Below are 23,995 nucleotides of genomic sequence, written 5' to 3' on the forward strand. Positions count from 1 at the left end.
GGGTGAGGGGTGTCCGCCGTTGGCGGAGTTTTGTGCGATGGAGTTCGGTGGGCGGTTGGGGATGTCGCACGGGGCGGCGGCGGCCTATCTGGGTGAGGCTCTGGCGTTGCGGCACCGTTTCCCTAAGACTTTCGCGCAGGTTCTGGCCGGCAAAGCTGAACCGTGGCGTGCCCGTCAGGTTGCCCGTGCCTGCCTTTCCCTGAGTCTGGTGGCGGCGGGAATCGTGGATGACCGGGTGAGTGGCATCATCAACAAGGTCACTCCAGCCCGTTTGGGCCGGATCGTCGCCGCTGCCAAGATGCAGGCCGATCCGGAGAAGGCGAAGGCTGACGCGGAGTTGTTCGCCCGGCAGCGTGGTGTGTGGCTGGGCCGGGCTAATGAGCACGGTACGAAGTCGGTGATCGCTCGTACCGCGGTCGGTGATGCGAACCGCCTGGACGCGGCCGTCGAGGAACTCGCCGAGATCTTGGCGCTGTGCGGTGATACCGACAGTCACCAGCAGCGCCGTGCGAAGGCCCTCGGCCTACTCGCCGATCCGGCCGCCGCCCTCGAACTCCGCAGCCACGGCCGCCGCAAAGCCGCCAGCCCCACTTCCACCCCGCCCGGCACCCCCTCGCCCCAGCCCTCCAATGCGAATCCACCCGCCGACGCGAACGCCGACGCCGACTTTGCCGCCAACGCTGGCGTTGCCGCCGACACCAACGCTGACGCTCCGGCCAAGGCCGGCACCGACCTCGATACCGATGCCGAGGACGAGGGTGACGTCGACACTGACGCCGACGCCGACGCCGACGCCGACGCCGAGGCGAAAGCGAGCCGTGGTGCCAGCACGGACGCGGACCCCAACGCCAGCCACCCCGCTGACGCCGATAGCAAGCTCGCGGGCGGAAGGCATTCCAAGGCACGCGAAGCCGACGACGAGGATGTGCCGCTGGACCAGTTGCTCGCTGACATCAAGTACCGCAGTGGCAAGCGGACGCCGCACACCTTCTACGTGCACATCACCGACGCAGCCCTGCTCTCCGGCGAAGGCGTCGCGCGGGTAGAAGGAATCGGCCCGATGCTGGTCTCGCAGCTGAAGGAACTAATCGCTCACGAACACGTCGTCCTCAAGCCGGTCATCGACCTGCGAGAACAGATCAGCGTGGACGCCTACGAAGCACCCCACCGGCTCAGAGAGTGGATGAAACTGCGCTACCCGACTCCGATGGTGCCCTGGGCAACAACCGAGACAACCCTGGGCGCGGATCTCGACCATGTGCGGCCGTTCAGCAAGAACGGTCCACCCGGCCAAACCAGCACAAAAAACCTCACACCGGTCACACGCCTGCCGCACAACGCCAAAACCCACGGCGGCTGGCGCAACCTCATCCTGCCCGACGGCAGCGTCGAATGGACCAGCCCACGAGGAGCCCGCTACCTGGTCGACCACACCGGCACCCAATACCTCGGCCAAGTCAACCTCACCACGGGAGTCCTCACCCCACCCCTTCCCCAACCCCAGACGCCCCTGCGCTCGCAGACGATCCGCAGCTCGACTCAAGACCTACCCCCGGCAGATCCACCCCCAATGCCACCCGACGCCCCCCAGGCGAGTCCCCCCACAAAACCGAACGTCAGACCCGTCGCCCCGCGCCCCCGAGGATGCCCCTGACTGCGCCCGCCACCCAGGCGGCCAATGTCACCCACGACGCCTCGGGGCGGCGGCATCGGTCAACCACCCGTTCAGTCGTGGCGCACAGGGTCGCATCGTCCTGAGCGGCGCCCCATCCGCGGCCGCTCAGCGTCCGCGGCGGCGGCGGGAGGGCTAGTACAGAGTGCCGTCTACGTACACCCAGCGTCTGGCGCGGCGGCTGAAGCGGGAACGCTCGTGGAGTTCGCCGACCGTGCCGTGGTTGGTGAAGGTGGCCACGAACTCGACCTCGCCAGTCTCGTCGTCAGGTCCGCCATCCGTGGTGTCCACGATCGTCAACCCGGTCCAACGCAGACCAGAATCGGGGGACAGGTCGTCCGGCCGGGTCCGGGGATGCCAAGTACGGAACACGTAGTCAAGGTTGCCAACGGCATAAGCCGCATAGCGCGAGCGCATCAGCCGTTCGGCCGTCTCCGCCTGCGCCTCCCCATCGTGCAATGGCCGACAGCACGCGTCATACGCCAACCGCCCGCCGCCACCCAACCCTGAACCGACGCCGACGCCGGGGGTGAACGTGGAGTCGTCAGTGGGGGCGATTGCGCCGCAGGGGCAGAAGGCCTGGAGGTTCATCGAGCACATTCTCGGGCATTGACGGTCACAGCCCGGCGGCTTATCGTCTGTAAACGATTACAAGAACGATTACAGACGGTGGTAGCTCCAGTGAAGTGAGGCAAAGCGCTACGGCCGGCGCCAGCGTCGGCGCAGACGGTACGGCCCCGCCTTAAGTGTCACGGCGACGGCAACCAGCCATGTCTCGATGGCAAAACGGCCGCGGCTACTGGAGGCGACTAGCCGCGGTTCCGAGGGCGACCCGGCCCAGGTGTTCAGCGAGTGCGAATGAGAGGGGAGTGGCGGTGAGTCGGCCGACTATTTCTGCGGTGGCTCGGGCGGCCGGGGTGTCGGTTGCGTCGGTTTCTCGGGTGCTGAACGGGCAGCCGGCCACGCCCGAGATGGCGGACAAGGTACGACGGGCCGCCGAGGAGCTCAGCTATGTTCCGGATTCACGGGCTCGCTCGCTGAAGGTGGGCCGTACGTTCCAGTTGACCCTGGCTGTCGCCGACGTCGGTAACCCCGTCTACGTCACGATGATGCGCGCAGTCGAGAGCGTGGTCGCCGCCGCCGGGTACCGCCTGGTCGTCACCACCACCGGCCCCGACGTGGTGGACGAGGTAGCCCTGGTGAGAGGAATGGCCCGCGGCTACGCAGACGGACTCGTGATCAGCCCGCTGCGAGTAGACGACGACCTCATCAAGTCGATCCGCGAGTGCGAGGTTCCCGTCGTCGTCGCCGGTAGCGTCCCCGCCAGCGCCGGCGTCGACACCGTGCGCGCGAACTCGCCCAAGGGCATGACCCTGGCGGTAGGTCACCTCAAACAGGCCGGCCGCAAACGTATCGCCTTTGTGAACGGTCCAGCCGACACCGTGCCAGGCGAGGCCCGGGCACGCGGATTCGCCGAGGCGATGAAGAAGTTCGGCCTCACCCCGGCAGGGACTGTTGAGGCGGCGGACTTCACCTTCGCCGCTGGCCGCGCAGCCGGGCCGAAGTTGCTCAAGCACACGTGGCCCGACGCGATCGTCTGCGCGAACGACCTGCTGGCCGTTGCCTTGATGCACGTACTGGCCGAGCGCGGTCTCAAAGTCCCAGATGACGTCGCAGTGATCGGCATGGACGACAGCGAGCTCGCCGAACAGTCCTTCCCGCCGCTGACCAGCGTGAACCTCGGCTCGGCCGAACGAGGCCGGCGCGCCGCCGAGTTGCTGCTGGCAAGGATCGAGGACGCCACTCGCGCGCCGCGGCGCATCGTCGTACAGCCGACGCTGAGCGTGCGGAGGTCCACCCCGTGACAACCGTGATCGCCCCGGCTCCGCACCAGAGCGAGCCCCGGCCCACGCCGAAGAGGAAGCAGAACCGCGAGGCGATCTACCTCTTCCTGCCCGCGCTGCTGCCCGTCTTGCTGCTGAGCGTCTACCCGCTGATCCGCGGCATCGCCCTTGGGTTCACCGACGCCCGCGCCGGGTTGAACGTCACCACCGAGTTCGTAGGCTTCGACAACTTCGCCCGGCTGTTGCAGAACGACCTGTTCTGGGCGTCGTTCCGGATCGGCCTGATCTGGACCGTCGCGGTCACCGTGCTCCAGTTCGTGGCGGCGTTCGGGCTCGCGTTGCTGCTGAACGCGGACCTCCGCTTCCGCGGCGTCGCCCGCACCTTGGCGCTGATCCCGTGGGCGATGCCGCCCGTGGTGGTCGCGATCATGTGGCGCCTGCTGCTGCATCCGACCAACGGCCCGGTGAACGGCGTACTGCAAGGCCTGAACATCACCGACCATCCGATCAACTGGCTCGGCGACTTCAACACCGCGTTGCCTGCCGTGATCGTGGTCGGGATCTGGGTCGGCATGCCGATGACCACGATCACCTTGCTCGCGGGGCTGCAGTCGATCGACCGGTCGCTGTACGAGGCGGCGGCGGTGGACGGTGCGAGCACCTGGCACCAGTTCTGGCATATCACCGTGCCGCAGCTGAAGACCGTCATCGTCGCGATCACCAGTCTCGACATGATCTGGAACTTCAACTCGTTCGGCCTGGTCTACGTGCTCACGGCGGGTGGCCCCGGTGGGAAGACGATGTTGCCGATGTTGTTCGCGTACAACGAGGCCTTCCGCTACGGCAACTTCGGGATGGCCGCCGCGATGGGTGACGTGATGGTCGTACTGATCATCGTGTTCCTCGGGTTCTACCTCCGCAACCGCCTCCGAAGCGAGGCGTGAGGACCATGAGAACAAAACGGACCACCCGCACCTTCCAGTACGTCGCCGTCGGCTGTTACCTGATCTTCCTCGGCTTTCCCCTGCTCTGGCTGATCTCGACCTCGCTCAAGTCACCGCGCGAGTTCGCGAGCGTCACGCCTTCGCTGTTCCCGAAGAGCCCGCAGCTGTCCAACTACACCGGCGCACTGCAGGAACAAGGCCTGATCCGGTCGATGGCGAACAGCCTGCAGATCTCGATCGCCACGACCATCCTGGTGATCATCGTCTCGCTCCCGGTCGCGTACGCGCTGGCGCGATTCCGCAGCCGGCTGCGGCCGATCACCAACGGCTGGATCCTGGTCAGCCAGGTCTTTCCGGTCATCCTGATCGTCATTCCGTTGTTCATGATCCTGCGGCCGTTGCACCTCACCAACACGATTCCCGGTGTGGTCATCGTCTACATGGTCTGGTCGATGCCGTTCGCCCTGTGGATGTTGCAGGGGTACGTCGCCGCCGTGCCGCGCGAGCTGGAGGAGGCCGCGGCGGTCGACGGCGCCAACCGGGTGCGCACCATCGTGCTGATCGTGATGCCGTTGCTGCGGCCCGGGCTGATCGCGACCGCGATGTTCACCTTCATCTCGGCGTGGAACGAGTTCTTCTTCGCCCTGGTCCTGCTGCAGGACCCGCAACTCAAAACGCTGCCGCTGGTGCTCGCCCGCTTCGTCGGGGCCGAGGGCCAGGTCCAGATCGGGCCCCTCGCGGCCGCGTCCGTGCTCGCCACCGTGCCGAGCCTGGTGTTCTTCGCCTTCCTGCAACGCCGGCTGACCTCGGGTCTGCTCAGCGGCGCGGTGAAGGGCTAGTACTTCCCGAGCGATCCCCTGAGGAGTAACAAAATGAGGAAACCACTGATCGCCCTGATCGCGGCGAGCTCACTGGTGTTGCTGGCCGCCTGTGGCGGATCCGGCGGCGATGGCGGCGGTGATCCGGCGCCCGGCGAGAAGATCACGCTGAAGTTCCAGAGCCTGGCCTTCCAGAAGACCACCGTTGCCGCGAGCAAGAAGATCGTTGCCGACTGGAACGCCGCCCATCCCGACGTCCAGGTCGAGTACGTGCAGGGCAGCTGGGATTCCGTGCACGACCAGCTGGTCACGCAGTTCCAGGGCGGCACCGCGCCGGACATCATTCACGACGAGTCCGCCGACATCACCGGTTTCGCGCAGCAGGGATACCTGGCGGACCTCTCGCCCTACTTGTCGCAGGCAACCAAAGACTCCGTACCGCAAGGGGTTTGGGACTCGGTCTCGAGCGACGGCAAGATCTTCGGCGCGCCGACGTTGCTCCAGTCGTACGTTGTCTTCGGCAACTCCGCCTTGCTCAAGCAGGCGGGTATCGCCACCACGGGCGAGAGCCTCAGCTGGGACGACCTGCGGGCCAACGCGAAGAAGCTCACGACCGGCGGCAAGTACGGCCTGGGCTGGGGTCTGAAGAGCCCGACGGCCACCGTGCTGAACCTCGGTATGAACTTCGACGCGGCCTTCTTCGAGGGCAGCGGCCGGGACGCCAAGGCCAAGATCGGCGAACCGGAACTCGAGGTGCCGAAGCGCATTCACGAGATGGCCCACACGGACAAGTCGATCGAGCCGACCTCGCTGACGCAGAGTGGTTCGGACGCACTGCCCGGATTCTTCGCCGGCAAGTACGCGATGGTTGTCGCGGGCAATTACACCGCGCAGCAGATCGTCGAGCAGGCGCCGAAGGGCTTCACCTGGGAGGTACTGCCGCCGCTGAAGGGTACGAGCGAAAAGCAGGCCGCCAACCCGCAGACGCTGTCGGTTCCGGCCGAGGGCAAGCACGTCAAGCAGGCGGCCGAGTTCATCGACTTCTTCATGCAGGCGGAGAACCTCGCGGCAGTGGGCCAGGGTGACTGGCTGATCCCGACCACGAAGGCGGCTCGGGACGCGATCGAGCAGGCCACGGGTGGCAAGCAGGGGTGGAAGCAGATGCTGGCCAGTGGCGAGGAACTGACCAAGGCGCCGTTCCAGAGCGTCGACAACTATCCGAAGTGGAAGGACCAGGTGGCGACGCCCGCGCTGCAGGAGTTCCTGGCGAACAAGATCGATCTGGCCGAACTGGGCAAGAAGCTCAACGATGGCTGGGAGCAGGCCAACAGCTGATGCGACTCGAGGACAAGGCGGTAGGCGCCCTCGTCGGCTCCGCGGTCGGTGACGCGATCGGAGGCGCCGTCGAGGGCTGGACGCCCGAGCAGATCCGCGAACGCCACGGCGGCTGGGTGACCGGCATCGTCGGCCCGTGGTTCGAGGACTGGCGCAACGCGCGCCCGATCGCGCCGTACCACAAGGGTGACGGGCACATCACCGACGACACGTTGATGACGCATGCGCTGGTCGAGGTGTACGACGAACGGCGTACGCACCTGGACGCCCACGCGATCGCGGAGTCGTTCGTACCGAAGTTGCTCGACGGCAAGAGGTGGATCCCCGAGCTGGAGACGGAGGCGCTGCTGCTGCAACGGGTCTTCCTCGCGGAGAAGTGGCTGGTGGCCCGTCTTCACTACGGGCACATCGATCCGCGCGAAGCGGGTGTCGGCAACATCGTCAACTGTGGCGCCGCGATGTACGTCGCGCCGGTCGGTATCGCGAACGCAGGTGATCCTGCGGGGGCCTACGCGGAGGCGATCGACCTCGCGGGCGCGCACCAGTCGAGCTACGGGCGGGAGGCGGCCGGGGTGTTCGCGGCGGCCGTCGCGGCGGCCATGATCCCGGGAGCGACGGCGCGTACGGCGGTAGAGGCGGCGCTGGCCCTCGCGAAGGACGGCACGCGTCAGGCTGTCCAATCGGTAGTTGACGCGGCAGGTGGTCTCGCCGATTGGCAAGAGGCCATCCCCGTATTGCGGGCGGCTGTCGAACCGTTCGACACGGTGGGACCGCACTACCGCGACCAGTCCCTCGACGCGCGCAGGCCGAGCCGGACGAAGTCGATCGAGGAACTTCCGGTCGCGCTGGGTTTTGTACTGGTCACGGACGGCGATGTCCGTCAGGCTGTGCTGGGTGGGACCAACTACGGTCGGGACGCGGATTCGATCGCCAGCATGGCGGGCGCGGTGACCGGGGCGCTCGGTGGTCTGGCCGGGGTGCCCGCGGATTGGGCCGCCACGGTCGCCGAGGCGAGCCGTACCGACCTGGAACAGCCCGGCCGGGTGATGGCCTCCGTGGCGCGCGACCTGCACGAGGCGGACGAACGACGCCGCCAGGCCCGCGCGGAAACGATGGCGGCGCTGGCGCGATGAGACTGACGTGGGTGCAACCGGAGGACCTGCTGCCGCATCAGCTGGTCCAGTCCCGCTCCGAAGGCGTCGAGGTGGAGGACGTGGCTGCCCGCTGGATCGCCGCGGGCGGATCGGTCGTGGCGCCGGTATCAGGTGCCTCCGCGGAACCGGCCGACGAGGCGCAACGCAGGCTCGCGCTGGAGTTGCTCGACCTCCTGGACGCCCGTACGCCGACGCCGCCCGAGTTCGTCGTACCAGCGGGTGTTTCGTTGTCTGGGGCAAGCAAGTCCGACCGGGTGGTACAGGCGTGGGCCGGCCGGGCGGCGGGGTGTTTGCTGGGCAAACCGGTGGAGAAGATTCCGCGCGAGGGTATCCGGGAAATCCTGGCCAGTTCCGGACAGTGGCCACTGCGGCGGTACATCACCGCCAAGGGGGTCCCGGACGACGTGCAGGCGCGGTGGCCGTGGAACCGGCGCAGCCGCCCGACGAGTCTGCGCGAGAACATCAACGGCATGCCCGAGGACGACGACCTCAACTTCGCGATCCTGGCCCTGCAGATGGTCGAGCGGTTCGGGGCCGGGCTCAGTACGGAGGCGGTCGCGCAGGCCTGGCTCGACAACCTGCCCGCGGGACGCGTCTTCACGGCCGAACGGGTCGCGTACCGGAACCTGCTGGCCGGTGTTGAGCCGGGCCGTACGGCGCTGGTCCGCAACCCCTTCCGCGAGTGGATCGGCGCTCAGATCCGGACCGACGTGTACGGCTGGGTCAATCCGGGTGACCTCAGCGCCGCCGCCCGCCTGGCCGTCGCGGACGCGCGGCTGAGTCACACCGGTGCCGGGGTCGAGGGCGCCGTCTGGGTGGCCGCGATGTCGGCCGCGGCGCTGGTGCTCGACGATGCGGAGTCAGTCATCGACGCCAGCCTGCGGGTGTTGCCGGCCGATGGCGCGATCTCACAGGCCGTCCGGTTCGGTGTGAGCCTGGCGGATCTCGACCTGGACAAGGCGCTGGACGAGTTGCACGCCGGCTACGGAGGTTTGCACTGGGTGCATTCGGTGAACAACAGTGCTCTGACGGCTTATGCGCTGACCGCGGCCCAGGGGGACTTCGGCACCGGTATCGGCATTGCCGTGATGGGGGGCTGGGACACGGACTCGGCCGGTGCGACGGTGGGTGCCGTGCTCGGCGCGCTGCACGGCGTTCCGGACGAGTGGGCCGGGTTGTTGCGCAACCGGATCGCGACCAGTCTCCCGGGCATGGACCAGGTACGGATCGACGAACTGGCACGGCGGACAGTGGAGGTGGCGACTCGGTGAGTGGCAAGGGTGTGGTGGTGGTCGGCAGCGCGAACGTCGACCTGGTGCTGCCGGTGCAGCGGATCCCGCGGCCGGGGGAGACGGTGCTGGCGAGCGGGCTCAGCCGCGGTCCGGGCGGCAAGGGCGCGAACCAGGCGGTGGCGGCGTCCCGTGCGGGCGCGACCACGCGGTTCGTCGTCTCGCTGGGTGACGACGAGCCCGGCGAACTACTGAGAGCAGTGCTCTCGGATGCGAGCGTTGATCTCTCGCTGGCCTCGACCACCACCACGCCCACCGGTACGGCGATCATCACCGTGGACGCCGACGGCGAGAACGCGATCACCGTCGCGCCGGCGGCGAACGCCGACCTGCGGCTCAACCACGACACCCGGGCCGCGATCCGGGCGGCGGACGTGGTGCTCGCGCAGCTGGAGATCCCGTTCGACACCGTCCGCGAGGCGGCCCGCGAGAGCCGGTATTTCGTGCTCAACGCCGCACCAGCCGCCGCGCTGGACGACGACCTGCTCGCCGATGTCGACCTGCTCGTGGTGAACGAGCACGAGGCATCCGTCGTGGCGGGTACGTCGGACAACCCTGGCGAGGTGCTGCTCAAGCGCGTGCCGGCCGTGGTCATCACGCTTGGTGGCGAGGGTGCACTGGTGCTCACCCGGGACGCCGAACCGCTGAAGGTCGCCGCGGTCAAGGTCGAGGTGGTCGATACCACCGCGGCGGGAGACACCTTCTGCGGGGTGCTGGCCGCCACGCTGGCGACAGGCTCCGAGTTGCCGGAGGCCGTTCGCCGGGCCACAGTTGCTGCCTCGCTCAGTGTCCAGGCCGCCGGTGCGATTCCGTCCGTGCCGACCGCCGACGACATCGCCGCACGTTATGCCGAGGTGTACCCGTGACCCCGTTCGATCCACTCGTACCCCGACCCATCGATCAGCCCACGGTCGTCGACCTGGGCGACAACGCAGACTTGAGCCGGCTGGACGAAGGCAAGATCCTCGCCGCGCCGGAGGATCCCGCCGACTGGGCCCGCTGGCGCGCCCGGCTGGCGGCGTGGTGCGATGACGCCCGAATCCGGACGGCGTACGACGGCAGCCACTACGACGTACCTGGCCGGGAATGGACCCGAACCTGCTACAGCGTCGGACTCGTCTGGCTGTGGGACAACCTGCTGTACAACGCGAAAACCGGCCGTTTCACTCCGGCGCGCCTGATCGAACGTGGCGTCGAGGACTTCGGCGGTTACGACGCCGTGGTGCTCTGGCACGCGTATCCCGTGATCGGAATCGACGACCGCAACCAGTTCGACTTCTACCGCGATGTGCCGGGGCTGGACGCGTTGGTCGCGAGCCTGCACAAGCTGGGTGTAAAGGTGTTTTTGGACTACAACCCCTGGGACATCGGCACCCGGCGTGCCGAAAGGCCCGATGCGGACGAGTTCGCCGCGCTGGTCGGCGACCTCGGTGCCGACGGCGTCTTCCTGGACACGCTGAAGGAGGGCTCGCCGACCTTCACCCGGGCGCTGGAGAAGGCGAACCCGGCGATCGTGTTCGAAGGCGAATCACGGTTGCCATTGGCAAGGATCGGCGATCACGCGTTGTCCTGGGCCCAGTGGTTCGCGGATTCGCGCGCGCCTGGCGTGCTGCGGGCGCACGTGTTCGAGCGCCGGCACATGATGCACCACACCCGTCGCTGGAACCGCGATCACAGCGACGAACTGCAGTCCGCCTGGGTGAACGGCTGCGGCATTCTCGTCTGGGAGTCGGTCTTCTCGTCCTGGGTCGGCTGGAACGCGCGCGACCGCTCGACGTTGCGCCGGATGACCGCCGCGCAGCGTGCGTTCTCGCCGGTGCTGATCGGCGGCGAGTGGACCCCGCTCACGCCGGAGGTGCCGGACGAGGCCCGGGTCCACGGCGTGTTCGGCTCGCGGTTCGAGTTGGCCGACGTCACCTTCTGGACGTTGATCAACCGCAGCGAGCAAGACTTCGACGGCCTGGCCCTGCGTTCGGAGGACCTGGTCGGCGACTGGTACGACGTGACCACGGGTGTTCCGTTGACGGCGGATTCCGACGGCGTGCGAGTGCTCGTACCGGCGCGCGGCGTGACGGGCATCGTCCGGGTCGGCGCGACCGCCGGTTCCTCGTGCCGCGCGACCGCCCGCGAGCTCGGATCGTTGCCCCGGGCCCACGTTTCGGACGCGTCCTTCCCGGCTGCGCCGGCGGTTCGGCGCGAACCACCGATCACCGGTGGCGAGGCGGATCTTGGCCCGCTGATCGCCGTACCGGCTCAGGAATTGACGTTGCCGGTGCGCTTCCGCCGTCGCGAGACGGGCCTGTACGGCGAGGCGCCGTACGTCGAGGAGTGGAAGCCGTTGCCGCCAAGGCTGCACGACATCGTCACGATCGAGCGCGCGGTATCCCTTCGTTCGGTGTCGGTGGCAACCAGCGAGGTGACGAACGCGCAGTTCGCGGAATTCGTTGCCGAGGCCAACTACCAACCACTGATCGCGAACCGCTTCCTGGCCCACTGGCAAGGCGGGTCGCCGTCGCCGGGAACGGAGAACCAGCCCGTCACCTACGTCGACCTCGACGACGCGCGCGCCTACGCGGCCTGGCGGGGCGGACGCCTGCCCACCGAGGACGAGTGGCAGGTCGCGGCCGGCGACGAGGCCTTCGGCCGGGCCGCGCCGATGGTGTGGAACTGGACCGAGAGTGAGCACGACGACGGCCGGAGCCGGTTCGTCATTCTCAAGGGCGGTTCGGACTATGTTGCCGAAGGCTCCGATTGGTACGCCGACGGTGGCCCGCAGGACCCGGAGGTGAGCTTCAAGCTGGTGCTCACCGGTGCCGGGCTGGACCGGTCCGCGTGGATCGGATTCCGCTGCGCGGTGGACGCGGCATGACCCGTGCCGCTCCGTTGCAGGGCATCAAGGTGCTGGAGGCGGCAACGCTTTTCGCGGGACCGCTCGCGGGCACGTTCCTCGGCGATTTCGGGGCCGACGTCACGAAGATCGAACACCCGCGCAAGCCCGATGCCGCGCGCGGGCACGGTGCGAGCAAGGACGGGATCGGCCTGTGGTTCAAGACCCTTGGGCGCAACAAACGGCTCGCCACACTCGATCTGTCCCGAGGGCGTGAGGTCTTCCTCGACCTGGTTCGCGCCAACGACGTACTGATCGAGAACTTCCGCCCCGGCACGCTCGAACGCTGGGGCCTTGGCCCGGACGTCCTGCTCGAGGCGAACCCGCGCCTGGTGATCGCCCGGGTGACGGCGTTCGGTCAGGTCGGACCGTGGTCGTCCCGGCCGGGGTTCGGATCGTTGGCCGAGGCAATGAGTGGATTCGCCGCGGTGACGGGTGAACCCGACGGGCCGCCGACGCTGCCGCCGTTCGGGCTGGCCGACGGCATCACCGCGCTCGCGACGGCGTACGCCGTGATGGTGGCGCTGCGCGAGCGGGACGTGTCCGGCGCGGGACAGGTGGTGGACCTCGCGATCATCGAGCCGATCCTGATGATGCTCGGCGGCGGGATCACGGCATTCCAGCAGTTGGGGTACGTGCAGCCGCGGCTCGGGAACCGCTCGTCGAACAACGCTCCGCGCAACGTCTACCGGACCGTCGATGGCGAGTGGGTCGCGGTTTCCACCAGTTCGCAGAGCATCGCCGAACGCGTGCTGCGGCTGGTCGGTCGCGACGACCTGGTTGAGCAGCCGTGGTTCGGGAGCGGACGCGAGCGGGCGGAACATGCCGACGAGCTGGACGAGGCCGTCGGTTCGTGGATCGCGGCCCGGCCGTTGGACGAGGTGCTGTCGGCGTTCGAGAAGGCCGAGGCCGCGGTGGGGCCGGTGTACGACGTACGGGGCATCGCGACCGATCCGCAGTACGCTGCCCTCGGCACGATCGCGACCGTGGACGACGAGGACTTCGGGCCGTTGCAGATGCAGAACGTGCTGTTCCGGATGTCGGAGTCGCCCGGCGCGATCAAGTGGACCGGGCGTGCGCATGGAGCTGATACAGCCGAGGTGCTTGCGGAGGTAGGGGTTTCGCCCGAGCGGTTGGCGGAGCTGCGAGCGGAGGGCGTGTGCTGACGGCGCTCTACGTGCCGGCCGACCGGCCTGAGCGTTTTGCCAAGGCCGCTGGCGCCGGAGCGGATCTGGTGATCGTCGATCTCGAGGATGCGGTGCCCGTTGCGGCTAAGGCGTCCGCGCGGGTGGACGCGGCCGAATGGCTCGATGGGCAACAAACCGCGGTGGAGGTTCGGGTCAATTCGCTCGACTCGCCGTGGGGACACGACGATCTGCGGGCGCTGGCGGAACTGGGTGCCGGCTTGAGGATCCGCCTGCCGAAAGTGGAGAGCGCGGACGACGTACGACGCGTGCTGGACTTGTTGCCCGGCGCAAGGATCACCGCGCTGCTGGAGTCACCGTTGGCAGTCGAACGCGCCTTCGAGATCGCGTGTTCGGGCGTCGCCGCGATCGGTTTGGGCGAATCCGATCTGGCGGGTCTGCTCGGCGTTGATGGACCGGAAGGCCTTGCGTGGTCGCGTGGCCGGCTCGTTTCGGCCTCTCGTGCGGCTGGACTGGGTGCACCGATGATGTCGGTCTATCCACACGTCAACGACTCCGACGGGTTGCGCGACTCCTGCCTGGCCGGCCGGGCTCTCGGCTTCAGTGGGCGCGCCGCGATCCACCCGGCACAACTTCCCGTCATCGTGCAGGCGTTCACGCCCACGCAGGAGGAATTGGCCAAGGCGATGGAACTGCTCGACGCCGTGGCGCAGGCGGGTACCGCGGATGGCGGCGTGCTGGTGTTACCGGACGGGCGGATGGTCGACCCTGCCATGCTCAATCGGGCGCGCGAACTGGTGGCGCTGGCTCCACGCTGAACCGCCGCGGTGGGGCCATGGCCTATGGTCGAAGGCATGGTGGAGAACGTCGACGCGATAGTGATCGGATCAGGGCCCAACGGTCTGGTCAGCGCGATCGCACTCGCTGATGCCGGGTGGGACGTGCTGGTGCTGGAGGCCTCCGGCCATCTGGGTGGAGCGGTTCGATCCAGCTCAGCGGACGGCTGGACCACGGACCACTGCAGCGCGTGCTACCCGCTCGGGGTGGCCTCGCCGGTGTTGCGAGCGCTGGAGCTCGAACGGTTCGGCCTGAAGTGGGCGAACGCCCCGCGGCCCTTGGTGCACCTGCTGGATCCGGACGGCTCGACGGCGTTCATCGACCCGGACCCGGAGCGTACGGCGGAGTGCCTCGCGGAGGATCATCCGGCCGACGGTGACACCTGGCTGCGGCTCTACCAGGACTATGTGCGGATTCGCGAGCCGTTCCTGCGGGCGCTTTTCACCGGATGGCCGCCGGTCGGAGCGGCCGGACGGCTGGCCAGGCAGCTTGGCTCGCTGGGGGAGTTGGGCCGGTTCGCGCGGTTCATGGCGTTGCCGGTGCATCGAATGGGCCAGGAGCTGTTCGCCGGTCCGCGCGGACGAGCCCTGCTTGCGGGCAACGCCATGCACGCGGACGCGCCGCCGTCCGCGACGGTCAGCGGAACCATGGGCTGGCTCCTCGCGATGCTGGCGCAGGACGTCGGATTCCCCGTGGTCGAAGGTGGTTCTGGCCGCCTGGCCGAGGCGATGGTGGCCCGGGCGCGCGAATCGGGTGTGGCCTTCCGGACCGGTGAACCGGTGCTGGGCATCACCCTTTCGGCCGGCCGCGTTTGCGGCGTACGGACGGCATCGGGGCAATCGATCGGCGTGACTCGGGCGGTCATCGCGGACACCTCCGCGCCCGTGCTGTATGACGAGCTGTTGCCGTCAGCAAGTATCCCTGCGGGTTTGCGGCGGGACCTCGACAAGTACGAATGGGACTTCCCGACGGTCAAGGTGAACTACCGCCTGTCGGCCTCCGTGCCCTGGACCGCCCCACCGGCACGCAGCGCGGGCGTCGTACATCTCGGTGGGGACGCGGACGAGCTGGTTCACACCGGAGCCGACCTGGAGACCGGAAGGTTGCCCGCGGCCCCGTTCCTCTTGGTGGGACAGACGAGTACGGCGGATCCGACCCGTTCTCCGGCTGGAACAGAGGCCTTGTGGGCGTATTCGCACTTGCCGCGCGGCGTCGTAGATGACGCCTCCGCGGACAAGCTGGCAGGCCGGATGGATCGCCAGCTCGAACGGCATGCGCCGGGTTTTGCCGAGTTGGTGGTCGACCGGGAGGTCCAGCGGCCCGCACAGTTCGAGGCAGAGAACGCCGCGATGGGCCTCGGTGCGCTGGGTGGCGGCACGAGCCAGCTCCACCAGCAATTGATCTTCCGTCCGACCCTGGGACTCGGTGGACCTCGGACCTTCGTTGACGGGCTCTACCTCGGCAGCAGCGCTATCCACCCAGGCCCCGGCGTACACGGCGCCTGCGGCTGGCTGGCCGCCCGCGCCGCCCTCCGCGACGCCTCACCCCTCGGCCTCCTGACCCGCCGCCCCACCACAGCTTTGCTCCGCCGCCTGCAGGCCTAGCCCACGTCCGACCTCCTTACAAAACCCGCTGGCCGTCGTAGTCTGGGAGTGGAGGGGAGGGCCGTGGGGTGGAAAACAGCAGAATTATTGCGGTGACTGGGGCAACAGGACGGCAGGGTGGTGCGGTACTACGCCGACTGCTGGCGGATGGCTGGCAGGTCAGAGCGTTGACCCGCAAGCCGGACTCGGACCGGGCCCGAGCGGCGAAGTCCCTCGGCGCGGAAGTGGTCGGCTGCGATCTCGCGGATCCGGACTCGCTGGTTCCGGCCTTCGCAGGCGCCTGGGGCGTTTACAGCGTGCAGAACCCGATGATCGCGGGGATCGACGGAGAAGTGGCCCAGGGCAAGAATGTCGCCGACGTCGCGAACGCGACGGGGGTCCGGCACCTGGTTCAGGGCGGGGCTGGTCCGGGACTGCGCGGCACCGGAGTCGGCTCCTGGGAGTCGAAGCTGATCATCGCCGACTACGTGCGCGAATTGGGCATTCCGCTGACGGTGTTGCGGCCGATGGCGTTCATGGAACTGATGACCGACAAGGACTTCTATCCACCGGTGGCGATGTGGCGGCTGATGCCCAGGTTCGCCGGCCCGGACACGCCGATCCCCTGGCTGGCGGTCGACGATCTGGGCGCGGCGGCTGGGCGGGTCTTCGCCGATCCGGACACCTACGCCGGAACGGACCTTCCGCTGGCCGCGGAGATTCGGTCGGTCAATGAGTGCCGCGAGACCTGGCAACGGGTGACGGGCCGGTCGCCGCGCGGCTTTCCGATGCCGGTTCGGCTGTTCGAGCGCTTCACCGGCAAGGACCTGACGACGATGTGGCGCTGGCTCGCCGCGAACGAGGTCGCGGTCGATCCCGAGCAGACCAAGGCCATGCTCGGCACCGTCACCACCGTCGAACAGTTCATCGTCAACCGCGCCTGACCACCGCGCCCGGCTGCCGCCGACGGCCGCGGTGTGTCGTGGGTCACGTGAAACGAGGTGTAACTTCGGTTTACAGTGGGCGCACGGAGTGCCGAAGCAGGGAGTGTGCGCATGACGGTGCCGCGGAAAAGCCGGCGGGACGCGATCGGAATGGGCGTCGCGCTGCTGAACCGGCTGTCGAAGTCGCGAACGATCGACCGGCTGGGCCTGCGTAAGCAGACCGAGCGAGTGGTGTTCGAGGCGACCAAGACCGGCTTCCGGACGGCCGGGGCGCTGACGCGGAACTTCAAGGCCGTTTCGAAAGCGGCAAAGCCCGCACGGTTGCCGGCGGCGAAGGGCAGTGGCAAGTTCGACCTGACGCCGACCGAGGACCAGGAGATGGTCGTTGGCGTGGTGCGCGAGTTCGCCGCCGAGGCGTTGCGCCCGGCGGCTGCCGTGGCCGATACCGCCTGCGCGACTGATCCGAAGGTGCTGGCCCAAAGCGCCGAAATCGGCCTCAACCTGATCGAAGTACCTGAGGAACTCGGCGGCATCGTCACCGAACGGTCCGCCCTCACCGGCGTACTCGTTGCTGAAGCGATGGCGTACGGCGACATGGGTCAGGCCGTCGCGTGCCTGGCGCCGGCCGCGGTGAGTACGGCGATCTCGCTGTGGGGCGACGAGACCCAGCAGGCGACGTACCTCCCGGCCTTCACCGGCGATTCCGGTCCGGCCGCCGCGCTGGCCGTCGTCGAACCCCGGCCGCTGTTCGACCCGTTCGAGCTGAAGACCCGGGCCGTCGCCGGATCCGGCGACGGGTATGTGCTCACCGGGGTCAAGTCGCTCGTGCCGCGCGGCGCCGAGGCCGAACTGTTCGTGATCGCCGCCGAACGCGAAGGCCACGGGCCGGCGTTGTTCCTGGTCGAATCGAATCACCCGGGACTCACCATCGAGGCCGAACCGGCGATGGGCCTGCGGGCGGCAAGCCTGAGCCGGGTCATCCTGGACGGCGTGCCGGCCTCGTTGCTGGGCGACGGCTCGGCCGCGGATTACGCCGAATGCATCCGGCTGTCGCGGCTCGGCTGGTGCGCGTTGTCTCTCGGTACCGCGAAGGCGGTGCTCGACTACGTCATCCCGTACGTCAACGAGCGAACGGCCTTCGGTGAGCCGATCAGCCATCGCCAGTCGGTCGCGTTCATGGTGGCCAACATCGCGATCGAGCTGGAGGGCATGCGGCTGATCACGTACCGGGCCGGTTCGCGTGCGGAACAAGGTCTCCCGTTCGCGCGCGAAACCGCTTTGGCCCGCCGGTTGTGCACCGAACAGGGCATGCGGATCGGTACCGACGGCGTCCAGCTGCTCGGCGGTCACGGCTTCGTCAAGGAACACTCGGTCGAACGGTGGTACCGCGACCTGCGGGCCATCGGCGTGATGGAAGGCGCGGTGCTGGTCTGATGATCAACCTCGAGACCCCTCGCAAGTTCCGCGCGTTCGTCAACCAGGCGCACCAGGTCGCGGCCGAGATGCTGCGGCCGAACTCCCGCGCTTACGACCTGGCCGAACACGCCTATCCGAAAGAACTCGACATGCTCGCGGCCATGGTCGACGGCCTCGGCGCCTCCGGTACCGGAACCGGCGCGGGAGCGAGCGGCGTACGGCGTAGTGAGGCCGAGGCCGATGGGGGAGTGAAGAACGGGTCCAACCTGTCGTCCGTACTGTCGATCATGGAGATGTGCTGGGGTGACGTCGGCCTGCTGCTGTCGATGCCACGCCAAGGCCTGGGCAATTCCGCCATCGCCTCGGTGGCCAGTGACGGACAGCTGAAGCGGTTCGAGGGCGTGTGGGCCGGGATGGCGATCACCGAACCCGGCTGCGGTTCGGATTCGGCCGCCATCCAGACGACCGCGCGGCTCGACGGCGACCACTATGTGCTGAACGGCGAGAAGATCTTCGTCACCGCCGGTGGTCGCTGCGACGCGGTGGTGGTCTGGGCCACGCTGGACAAGTCCCTCGGGCGCGCCGCGATCAAGTCGTTCGTGGTCTTCAAGGACACCCCGGGCCTGACCGTCGAACGGCTCGAGCACAAGCTCGGCATCCGCTCGTCGGACACCGCGACGATCCGGCTGGAGAACTGCCGCGTCCCGGCCGAGAACCTGCTCGGTACGCCGGAAGTCAACGCGGACAAGGGATTCGCCGGGGTCATGCAGACCTTCGACAACACCCGGCCGCTGGTCGCCGCGATGGCCGTCGGCTGCGCGCGAGCGGCCCTCGAACTCACGCGCGACCTGCTCGCCGAGGCCGGGGTGGAGCCGGACTACGACCGCCCGGTCCACCGCCAGCCCGCGGCCGCGGCGTCGTACCTCCAGATGGAAGCGGACTGGGAGGCGGCGTACCTGCTGACCTTGCAAGCCGCCTGGATGGCCGACAACGGTCGCCCGAACTCCCTGCAGGCATCCATGGCCAAAGCGAAGGCCGGCCGCATCGGCAACGACATCACCCTGCGCTGCGTGGAACTGGCCGGCAGCCTCGGCTACACCGAACACGAACTCCTGGAGAAGTGGGCCCGCGACTCCAAGATCCTCGACATCTTCGAAGGCACCCAGCAAATCCAGCAACTGATCATCGCCCGCCGCCTGCTGGGTAAATCCTCCACCGAGCTCAAGTAGGTGGAAGCCGGGTGCGGTGACTCCTTGCCGGTTTAGCCTGGAGATATGGCGTTCGGAATTCGCAAGCGTGAAGCGGAATACAGCAACGATCCGGCAGTGACATTGCCGATCTACCTGAAGTTCGTGCAGAAGCACCTGGCGAAGGGTGGGCAGGTCAACTACTCAAGCGCCAGCTTCGCCAGCGCCAACCTGGAATACCAGCGCGGTGGAACGGTTCGTCGAGACGAGTCCCGACGTACCGTCATCGCCGGCAAGGGCACCACCATCGAGCAGCCCAACCTCGGCTACCGCCCGCCGGATCCCGGCTCGTACTACGACGACGAGCCGACCCCACGGCAGTCGAACACCACGGTGTACGCCATGGACGGATACAAGGCCATCGGTGGCGACCAGCCGACCGTGTACGCCGATGTCGAGTTCGACGCCATCCTCACCGATCACCAGTCGATCGAGCGACGCGACCATCTCTGGAACGACTATGTCGCCCAAGGGTACGGCGACCTGGTCCCAGCCCGCCTCGGCGGCACAGCCCCCGACACCTACGCCCTCGCCCAGAACGGTCCCACCCCGGCCGCGCCGGCAGAGCTGATGCAGGACGAAACCGTCTTGCCGGAGACAGCAGAAGCCAAGGGCGAGACCACCCCGCCATCGGGCCGAACGACAGACCCAGAAACCCTCCGAGCCTTCCAAGCAGCGTTCGGAAACCCCAGCGCCCCGACCTCCCCCACAGCAGGCGCAACTCCCCCCTCCGCCACAACGCCCGCCGACCGCCCCACCACTCACCAAACCCCCACCCGCGGCATCGAACGCGACTAGCGCGGCGCATAAGGCCTGGTGCCGAGGTGTCTACGCGCTGAAAGTAGCCGTAGTTCTGACGGGTTAGAGCCTGCTGAGCGCCTGCATGGCTTCGCGTTCGATCCGGGCGAGGTCGTGGAGTAGGGAGCCGGCCTGCAGGAGGTGTTCCGCGTCGCCGGATTCGCCTGCCGTCGTGATGAGTGCGGCCACCTGCGTCCAGTGGGTGGCCGCTTCGGCGTACAGGCTGTGGCCAGTACGAAGGTGGCGGCTGTCGACCAGTTGGGCGCACTCGGCGAGGAAGTCGCGGTAGAGGTTGCGGAACAGGGCGCCGCCGGTGCCGGCCTTCTCCATGAGTACGGCGGCTTGCGGCAGGTCCCGCTGCGGGTTGTCGCTGCGGTGCAACCAGTTCGGCACTTGCTTGGCGGTCTTCTCGATACCCCGGTGGCCCAGGTTCGCGATGGGCGGGTTGAGGAAGGCGTCGGCGCAGGTCTTGATCGCCGGGATGATCCGGTCCTGCGGTGCCGTCGAGTTGCTGGGCGCGGTGATCGTGAACGAGCGGTGCTTGGCCGCCATGGGACCGCGCTCGGCCCGGGCGGTGGCCAGGCTGGTGAGACTGGTCGAGACGGCTCCGCCCTGCTGGTCGGTGTCGACCAGATAGGCGTTTTGCTCGTCGAAGCCGTACATGGCCACGACGTGCCCGCCGAAGTGCACTTTGGTGGTGAAGTAGTCCAGGTGGTAGCTGTCGAGCTGAAGTCCGACCGGCCGACCGGACTCGAGGGGGACCGCCACGCTCTGCCAGGCCTTGCGCGGGGAGGTGGTCTCCGCGACGAGTAGGTCCAGTCCGAGAGTGGCGGCCAGGTTCCTGGTGAGCTCGAACGGCTTGACCCGGCCTCCCAGGAACGGGAAGCCCATGGCCTTGCTGTCCCAGTAGATGAAGGACAGCCCGGAGCCAAGCCCGAACAGCATCGGCTCGGAGAGATCGAGTCCCTCGTGGCGCAACAGCACGCCCAGGGCCGTCGTCTCGCAGTGCTGCATACCGCGGACGTCGAGGTCCTCCACCATGGTCATGCCGGTCATGCGTCTTCCCCTCAGAAACAAGCTGGCCGCGCCTCGGCTGGCAGATGTGTATCAAAACCTAGTCCCGAACCTCTAGTTTCGAGATAGCGGTAGATCGTCGCCCTGGAGACTCTGAAGCGGACGGGCGATCCTGAGGGCAAGGGCATCACGCGACGGTGGGTGGTCCCGTCGTATGGTTAACTTTCCATTGGTGCGATTCCAAGGTGTGACGGTCGGGAGCTTCCCGGGCCCGTCGGCTTCGCCGGATCGGCGGAGTAACCCGGCAATGACCGGGGCCACGCGGTGACATCCCGCTTCAGCTCGGACCCTTCCCGGGTCCCTGGCCGGAACTGACAGCCGGAGAGCGAAGTATGTTCACAGGACGAATTGAGCACACGGCCACGGTCGCTGAGGTCATCGGCGACGTACTGCGGGTCAAGACCGGGATCTCCGTGATGCCGGGTGGTGCGGTCTGTCTCGACGGGATCAGGCTCACCGCCGAACCGGCCGAACCGGCCGAACCGGCCGAACCGGCCGAACCGGCCGAACCGGCCGAACCGGCCGAACCGGCCGATGCCGGCGAGGTGCGGGTGGTCGTGACGGAGGAGACCAGGCGGCGTACGACGCTGGACCGCGTCGCGGCCGGTACGACGATGAATGTCGAGCTGCCGATCGCGGCCGGGGACCGGATCGACGGTCACCTCGTGCAGGGTCACGTCGAGGGTGTCGGCAAGGTTCTTCGCGTCGCCGCCGAACCGGCCGGACGGCGCGTCTGGATCAAACCGCCGGATCGTCTGCTGGCCAAGCTGGTCGCGAAGACCTCGGTTGCGATCGATGGCGTGAGCCTCACCGTGGCGGAGGTACTGAAGGACCGGTTCTCGGTGGTGCTGGTGCCGAACACACTGGAGCGAACCACGCTCGCCACCCTGGCCGAGGGAGATCGAGTCAACCTGGAAAGCGACCTGCTGGTCCGGATGGCCCGTGACGCTCAGGGGCCCGAACTGCTGAGGGCGGTCAGCCGGTTGCCGTGGGCCGGTCAGCTCAGCGGCGAGATCGGCGTACAGAAGGTCGTCGCGCAGATCGCTGCCGGCGGTGGTGTGGTGGTCTGGGATCCGACCGCGGAGAACGAAGGCGATGTCGTCTTCGCCGCCGAGCGGTACCGGCCCGAAGCGATGACCTTCCTGCTCACGAACGCCTGTGGGCATACGACGATTCCGGCCGCGGCCGACGTCCTGGAGCGGCTGGAGATTCCACCGATGCCGGGGGAGGGCGACCGGCAGGGTACGGCGATGCACGTGTCGATCGATCTCGCATCCGCGACCGGAACCGGGGTGTCGGCGGCCGAGCGGGCGGCGACGATTCGCAGGCTGGCGTCGCCGGACGCCGTACCGAGCGACTTCCTCCGGCCTGGGCACGTGTTTCCGCTCGCAGCGCGGCCAGGGCTGTTGGCCGAGCGGCTGGGCCACACCGAGGCGACGGTCGCGTTGTGTCGCGCGGCAGGCCTGGCGCCGGTGGGGGTGTGCTGTGAGGTGATGCGGCCGGACGGCGCGATGGCCGGGCCCGCCGATCTGGAGCAGTTCGCGCTGCGCTGGGAGTTGCCGATGATCGACATTCACGACCTGGTCCGGTGGCTGTGAAGGGCGCCGAGCTGTACGACGATCCCGACTTCCTGAGCGGATATCGGCAGCTGCGGCGAAACGGTCTCGGGCTCAACGACGAGCTGGAGATCCCCGCGATGGACGCCGTTCTGCCACCGGTGGACGGCCTGCGGGTGGTCGACCTCGGATGTGGCGAGGGTGGTCTGGCCATTCGGTTGTGTACGGCGGGCGCGGCCGACGTGGTCGCGGTGGATGCGTCCGAGCAGATGCTGGCGGCTGCCGCCCAACATCCGCGGGTGCATTACGTACGAGCGGACCTGGCGTCGTTCGATCAGCCGCCCGGGTCCGCGGACCTGGTGGTGAGCAGTCTTGCCCTGCACTACGTGGAGGACTTTGCCGGGCTGGTCGCACGGATCGCACGATGGCTGACGCCTGGCGGATTCTTCGTCTTCTCGATCGAGCATCCGGTGGTGACGGCACCACTGGAAGCGGCGGACACCGTGGTCGACGACTACGCGGATGAGGGTCCTAGACAACGAGCCTGGTTCGTCGACGGGGTGCTCAAGTACCACCGCACGCTGGGCACGATCCTGACCGTGCTACGCCGGCACGGCTTCGACCTGGACGTCGTAGACGAACCACTGCCGACCACCGATCAGGTCCAGCGACACCCGAGGCTCGCCGTACATCGCCGTCGGCCACCACTCCTCCTGGTGAAAGCAGTCCGTCAGGCTTGAGCCAGGCGGCTTGCGCGGACGGTGTCGGTTTTGTCCAAGACGAGGGCGCGGGGGCCCTTTAGGGTGAGGCTTCAGTAGTTCGCCTGCATAGGAGGAGACAGCAGATGCGTGACCTGGTGTACACCGGTTTCATGTCGCTCGACGGCGTTGTGGACTCGCCGGGAGGACCGGAGGAGGGGCACCGTAGCGGCGGGTGGGTCGCCAAGGACCTCGAGTTCGTACCGGAGGCCTGGTCGTTGAAGGGCGAGGAGCTGGCCGATACGACGGCGCTGATGTTCGGGCGCCGCAGCTACGAGGCGTTCGCGCCGTACTGGCGTGAGTCGGAGGACCACGCGGCCTACAAGGAACTGCCCAAGTACGTCGTATCGGGCACGTTGTCCGACGACGCTCTCGTTGACGGGTGGGGGGAGACGACCATCCTGCGTTCGACCGAGGATGTCGCTGCGCTGAAGGAGAGCGAGGGTGGCGCGATCTTCATTCATGGCAGCGCCGAACTGGCCCGGCGGTTGTCGGACGCGGGTTTGATCGACCAGTACAACCTGCTCGTTTTTCCCGTACTGCTCGGTGCCGGCAAGAGCCTGTTCGACCGGGCCGACCGGGACAAGTACATGCTGACGCTGCGCGAGTCCGAGAGCTACTCGAACGGAATCCTCAAGCTGGTGTACGACGTCAAGCGCTGAGGCTGGTTTACAGCGTCAGGGCTGGTTCACGT

At 67.9% G+C, this 23,995-nt stretch carries 21 protein-coding genes; 19 read left to right on the forward strand and 2 right to left on the reverse strand.

The features are described 5' to 3' along the window. On the forward strand, positions 1 to 1,654 hold a 1,654-nt coding region (locus ACFFGN_RS08170; protein WP_512700328.1), incomplete at its 5' end, for a 13E12 repeat family protein. Positions 1,655 to 1,807: 153 nt separating this feature from the next. Here ACFFGN_RS08170 and ACFFGN_RS08175 read toward each other — a convergent pair. Then, a complete protein-coding gene (locus tag ACFFGN_RS08175; RefSeq protein ID WP_380044769.1) occupies positions 1,808 to 2,263 on the reverse strand; it encodes a YchJ family protein in 456 nt (151 codons plus the stop codon). Positions 2,264 to 2,571: 308 nt separating this feature from the next. Here ACFFGN_RS08175 and ACFFGN_RS08180 point away from each other — a divergent pair, with 308 nt between their 5' ends. The 15 genes from ACFFGN_RS08180 (at position 2,572) to ACFFGN_RS08250 (ending at position 19,913) form a co-directional block, all read left to right on the forward strand. Next, entirely contained in the window at positions 2,572 to 3,537 is a 966-nt protein-coding gene (locus tag ACFFGN_RS08180; RefSeq protein WP_380045081.1) for a LacI family DNA-binding transcriptional regulator, read from the forward strand. Then, positions 3,534 to 4,460 carry a carbohydrate ABC transporter permease gene (locus tag ACFFGN_RS08185; protein WP_380044771.1) on the forward strand — a complete coding sequence of 309 codons (927 nt, stop codon included), beginning with the start codon at positions 3,534 to 3,536 and terminating at the stop codon, positions 4,458 to 4,460. The genes ACFFGN_RS08180 and ACFFGN_RS08185 overlap by 4 nt, the downstream gene beginning before the upstream one ends. A 5-nt stretch (positions 4,461 to 4,465) precedes the next feature. Continuing rightward, positions 4,466 to 5,299 carry a carbohydrate ABC transporter permease gene (locus ACFFGN_RS08190; RefSeq protein WP_380044773.1) on the forward strand — a complete coding sequence of 278 codons (834 nt, stop codon included), beginning with the start codon at positions 4,466 to 4,468 and terminating at the stop codon, positions 5,297 to 5,299. Positions 5,300 to 5,332: 33 nt separating this feature from the next. Continuing rightward, complete coding sequence (locus tag ACFFGN_RS08195) at positions 5,333 to 6,613, forward strand: ABC transporter substrate-binding protein (RefSeq protein ID WP_380044775.1); 1,281 nt, start codon at positions 5,333 to 5,335, stop codon at positions 6,611 to 6,613. Continuing rightward, entirely contained in the window at positions 6,613 to 7,746 is a 1,134-nt protein-coding gene (locus ACFFGN_RS08200; protein WP_380044777.1) for an ADP-ribosylglycohydrolase family protein, read from the forward strand. The genes ACFFGN_RS08195 and ACFFGN_RS08200 overlap by 1 nt, the downstream gene beginning before the upstream one ends. After that, positions 7,743 to 9,038, forward strand: a complete 1,296-nt coding sequence (locus ACFFGN_RS08205; protein WP_380044778.1) for an ADP-ribosylglycohydrolase family protein — start codon at positions 7,743 to 7,745, stop codon at positions 9,036 to 9,038. Before ACFFGN_RS08200 ends, ACFFGN_RS08205 begins: the two co-directional genes overlap by 4 nt. After that, positions 9,035 to 9,922 carry a ribokinase gene (locus ACFFGN_RS08210; protein WP_380044779.1) on the forward strand — a complete coding sequence of 296 codons (888 nt, stop codon included), beginning with the start codon at positions 9,035 to 9,037 and terminating at the stop codon, positions 9,920 to 9,922. The genes ACFFGN_RS08205 and ACFFGN_RS08210 overlap by 4 nt, the downstream gene beginning before the upstream one ends. Continuing rightward, positions 9,919 to 11,925 carry an SUMF1/EgtB/PvdO family nonheme iron enzyme gene (locus ACFFGN_RS08215; protein ID WP_380044781.1) on the forward strand — a complete coding sequence of 669 codons (2,007 nt, stop codon included), beginning with the start codon at positions 9,919 to 9,921 and terminating at the stop codon, positions 11,923 to 11,925. The genes ACFFGN_RS08210 and ACFFGN_RS08215 overlap by 4 nt, the downstream gene beginning before the upstream one ends. Then, positions 11,922 to 13,109: a CaiB/BaiF CoA transferase family protein gene (locus ACFFGN_RS08220; RefSeq protein WP_380044783.1), complete on the forward strand. Its 1,188-nt coding sequence runs from the start codon at positions 11,922 to 11,924 to the stop codon at positions 13,107 to 13,109. Before ACFFGN_RS08215 ends, ACFFGN_RS08220 begins: the two co-directional genes overlap by 4 nt. After that, the gene (locus tag ACFFGN_RS08225; RefSeq protein ID WP_380044785.1) at positions 13,103 to 13,906 is read left to right on the forward strand and encodes an HpcH/HpaI aldolase/citrate lyase family protein; all 804 of its coding nucleotides are present in this window, start codon (positions 13,103 to 13,105) and stop codon (positions 13,904 to 13,906) included. Before ACFFGN_RS08220 ends, ACFFGN_RS08225 begins: the two co-directional genes overlap by 7 nt. A gap of 36 nt (positions 13,907 to 13,942) precedes the next feature. Next, positions 13,943 to 15,529, forward strand: a complete 1,587-nt coding sequence (locus ACFFGN_RS08230) for a phytoene desaturase family protein (RefSeq protein ID WP_380044787.1) — start codon at positions 13,943 to 13,945, stop codon at positions 15,527 to 15,529. Positions 15,530 to 15,621: 92 nt separating this feature from the next. After that, the gene (locus tag ACFFGN_RS08235; protein WP_380044788.1) at positions 15,622 to 16,452 is read left to right on the forward strand and encodes an NmrA/HSCARG family protein; all 831 of its coding nucleotides are present in this window, start codon (positions 15,622 to 15,624) and stop codon (positions 16,450 to 16,452) included. A gap of 111 nt (positions 16,453 to 16,563) precedes the next feature. Continuing rightward, positions 16,564 to 17,886, forward strand: a complete 1,323-nt coding sequence (locus ACFFGN_RS08240) for an acyl-CoA dehydrogenase family protein (protein ID WP_380044790.1) — start codon at positions 16,564 to 16,566, stop codon at positions 17,884 to 17,886. Continuing rightward, positions 17,886 to 19,097 carry an acyl-CoA dehydrogenase family protein gene (locus tag ACFFGN_RS08245; RefSeq protein WP_380044792.1) on the forward strand — a complete coding sequence of 404 codons (1,212 nt, stop codon included), beginning with the start codon at positions 17,886 to 17,888 and terminating at the stop codon, positions 19,095 to 19,097. The genes ACFFGN_RS08240 and ACFFGN_RS08245 overlap by 1 nt, the downstream gene beginning before the upstream one ends. Before the next feature lie 45 nt (positions 19,098 to 19,142). Further along, complete coding sequence (locus tag ACFFGN_RS08250; protein ID WP_380044793.1) at positions 19,143 to 19,913, forward strand: hypothetical protein; 771 nt, start codon at positions 19,143 to 19,145, stop codon at positions 19,911 to 19,913. Positions 19,914 to 19,976: 63 nt separating this feature from the next. On the opposite strand, the gene ACFFGN_RS08255 is transcribed toward ACFFGN_RS08250, so the two are convergent. Continuing rightward, positions 19,977 to 20,969 carry a BtrH N-terminal domain-containing protein gene (locus ACFFGN_RS08255; RefSeq protein ID WP_380044795.1) on the reverse strand — a complete coding sequence of 331 codons (993 nt, stop codon included), beginning with the start codon at positions 20,967 to 20,969 and terminating at the stop codon, positions 19,977 to 19,979. A 350-nt stretch (positions 20,970 to 21,319) separates the two neighbouring features. Here ACFFGN_RS08255 and ACFFGN_RS08260 point away from each other — a divergent pair, with 350 nt between their 5' ends. The 3 genes from ACFFGN_RS08260 to ACFFGN_RS08270 all read left to right on the forward strand — a co-directional run bounded on the left by ACFFGN_RS08260 (position 21,320) and on the right by ACFFGN_RS08270 (position 23,963). After that, entirely contained in the window at positions 21,320 to 22,585 is a 1,266-nt protein-coding gene (locus ACFFGN_RS08260; RefSeq protein ID WP_380044796.1) for a 3,4-dihydroxy-2-butanone-4-phosphate synthase, read from the forward strand. Further along, positions 22,576 to 23,283, forward strand: a complete 708-nt coding sequence (locus tag ACFFGN_RS08265) for a class I SAM-dependent methyltransferase (protein ID WP_380044798.1) — start codon at positions 22,576 to 22,578, stop codon at positions 23,281 to 23,283. Before ACFFGN_RS08260 ends, ACFFGN_RS08265 begins: the two co-directional genes overlap by 10 nt. A 104-nt stretch (positions 23,284 to 23,387) precedes the next feature. Next, on the forward strand, positions 23,388 to 23,963 hold the full coding sequence (locus tag ACFFGN_RS08270; RefSeq protein ID WP_380044800.1) for a dihydrofolate reductase family protein: 576 nt from the start codon (positions 23,388 to 23,390) through the stop codon (positions 23,961 to 23,963). The last annotated feature ends 32 nt before the right edge of the window (positions 23,964 to 23,995 follow it).

The organism is Kribbella deserti, from assembly GCF_042434725.1.
GTDB classification, from domain to species: Bacteria; Actinomycetota; Actinomycetes; order Propionibacteriales; family Kribbellaceae; genus Kribbella; species Kribbella deserti.

Bases quoted from the DNA above. Each gene is read 5' to 3' on its own strand.
- ACFFGN_RS08190 (WP_380044773.1), top strand. From the start codon at position 4,466: ATGAGAACAAAACGGACCACCCGCACCTTCCAGTACGTCGCCGTCGGC.
- ACFFGN_RS08200 (WP_380044777.1), top strand. From the start codon at position 6,613: ATGCGACTCGAGGACAAGGCGGTAGGCGCCCTCGTCGGCTCCGCGGTC.
- ACFFGN_RS08230 (WP_380044787.1), top strand. From the start codon at position 13,943: ATGGTGGAGAACGTCGACGCGATAGTGATCGGATCAGGGCCCAACGGT.
- ACFFGN_RS08255 (WP_380044795.1), bottom strand. From the start codon at position 20,969: ATGACCGGCATGACCATGGTGGAGGACCTCGACGTCCGCGGTATGCAG.
- ACFFGN_RS08205 (WP_380044778.1), top strand. From the start codon at position 7,743: ATGAGACTGACGTGGGTGCAACCGGAGGACCTGCTGCCGCATCAGCTG.
- ACFFGN_RS08175 (WP_380044769.1), bottom strand. From the start codon at position 2,263: ATGAACCTCCAGGCCTTCTGCCCCTGCGGCGCAATCGCCCCCACTGAC.
- ACFFGN_RS08195 (WP_380044775.1), top strand. From the start codon at position 5,333: ATGAGGAAACCACTGATCGCCCTGATCGCGGCGAGCTCACTGGTGTTG.
- ACFFGN_RS08245 (WP_380044792.1), top strand. From the start codon at position 17,886: ATGATCAACCTCGAGACCCCTCGCAAGTTCCGCGCGTTCGTCAACCAG.
- ACFFGN_RS08260 (WP_380044796.1), top strand. From the start codon at position 21,320: ATGTTCACAGGACGAATTGAGCACACGGCCACGGTCGCTGAGGTCATC.
- ACFFGN_RS08270 (WP_380044800.1), top strand. From the start codon at position 23,388: ATGCGTGACCTGGTGTACACCGGTTTCATGTCGCTCGACGGCGTTGTG.
- ACFFGN_RS08240 (WP_380044790.1), top strand. From the start codon at position 16,564: ATGACGGTGCCGCGGAAAAGCCGGCGGGACGCGATCGGAATGGGCGTC.
- ACFFGN_RS08220 (WP_380044783.1), top strand. From the start codon at position 11,922: ATGACCCGTGCCGCTCCGTTGCAGGGCATCAAGGTGCTGGAGGCGGCA.
- ACFFGN_RS08250 (WP_380044793.1), top strand. From the start codon at position 19,143: ATGGCGTTCGGAATTCGCAAGCGTGAAGCGGAATACAGCAACGATCCG.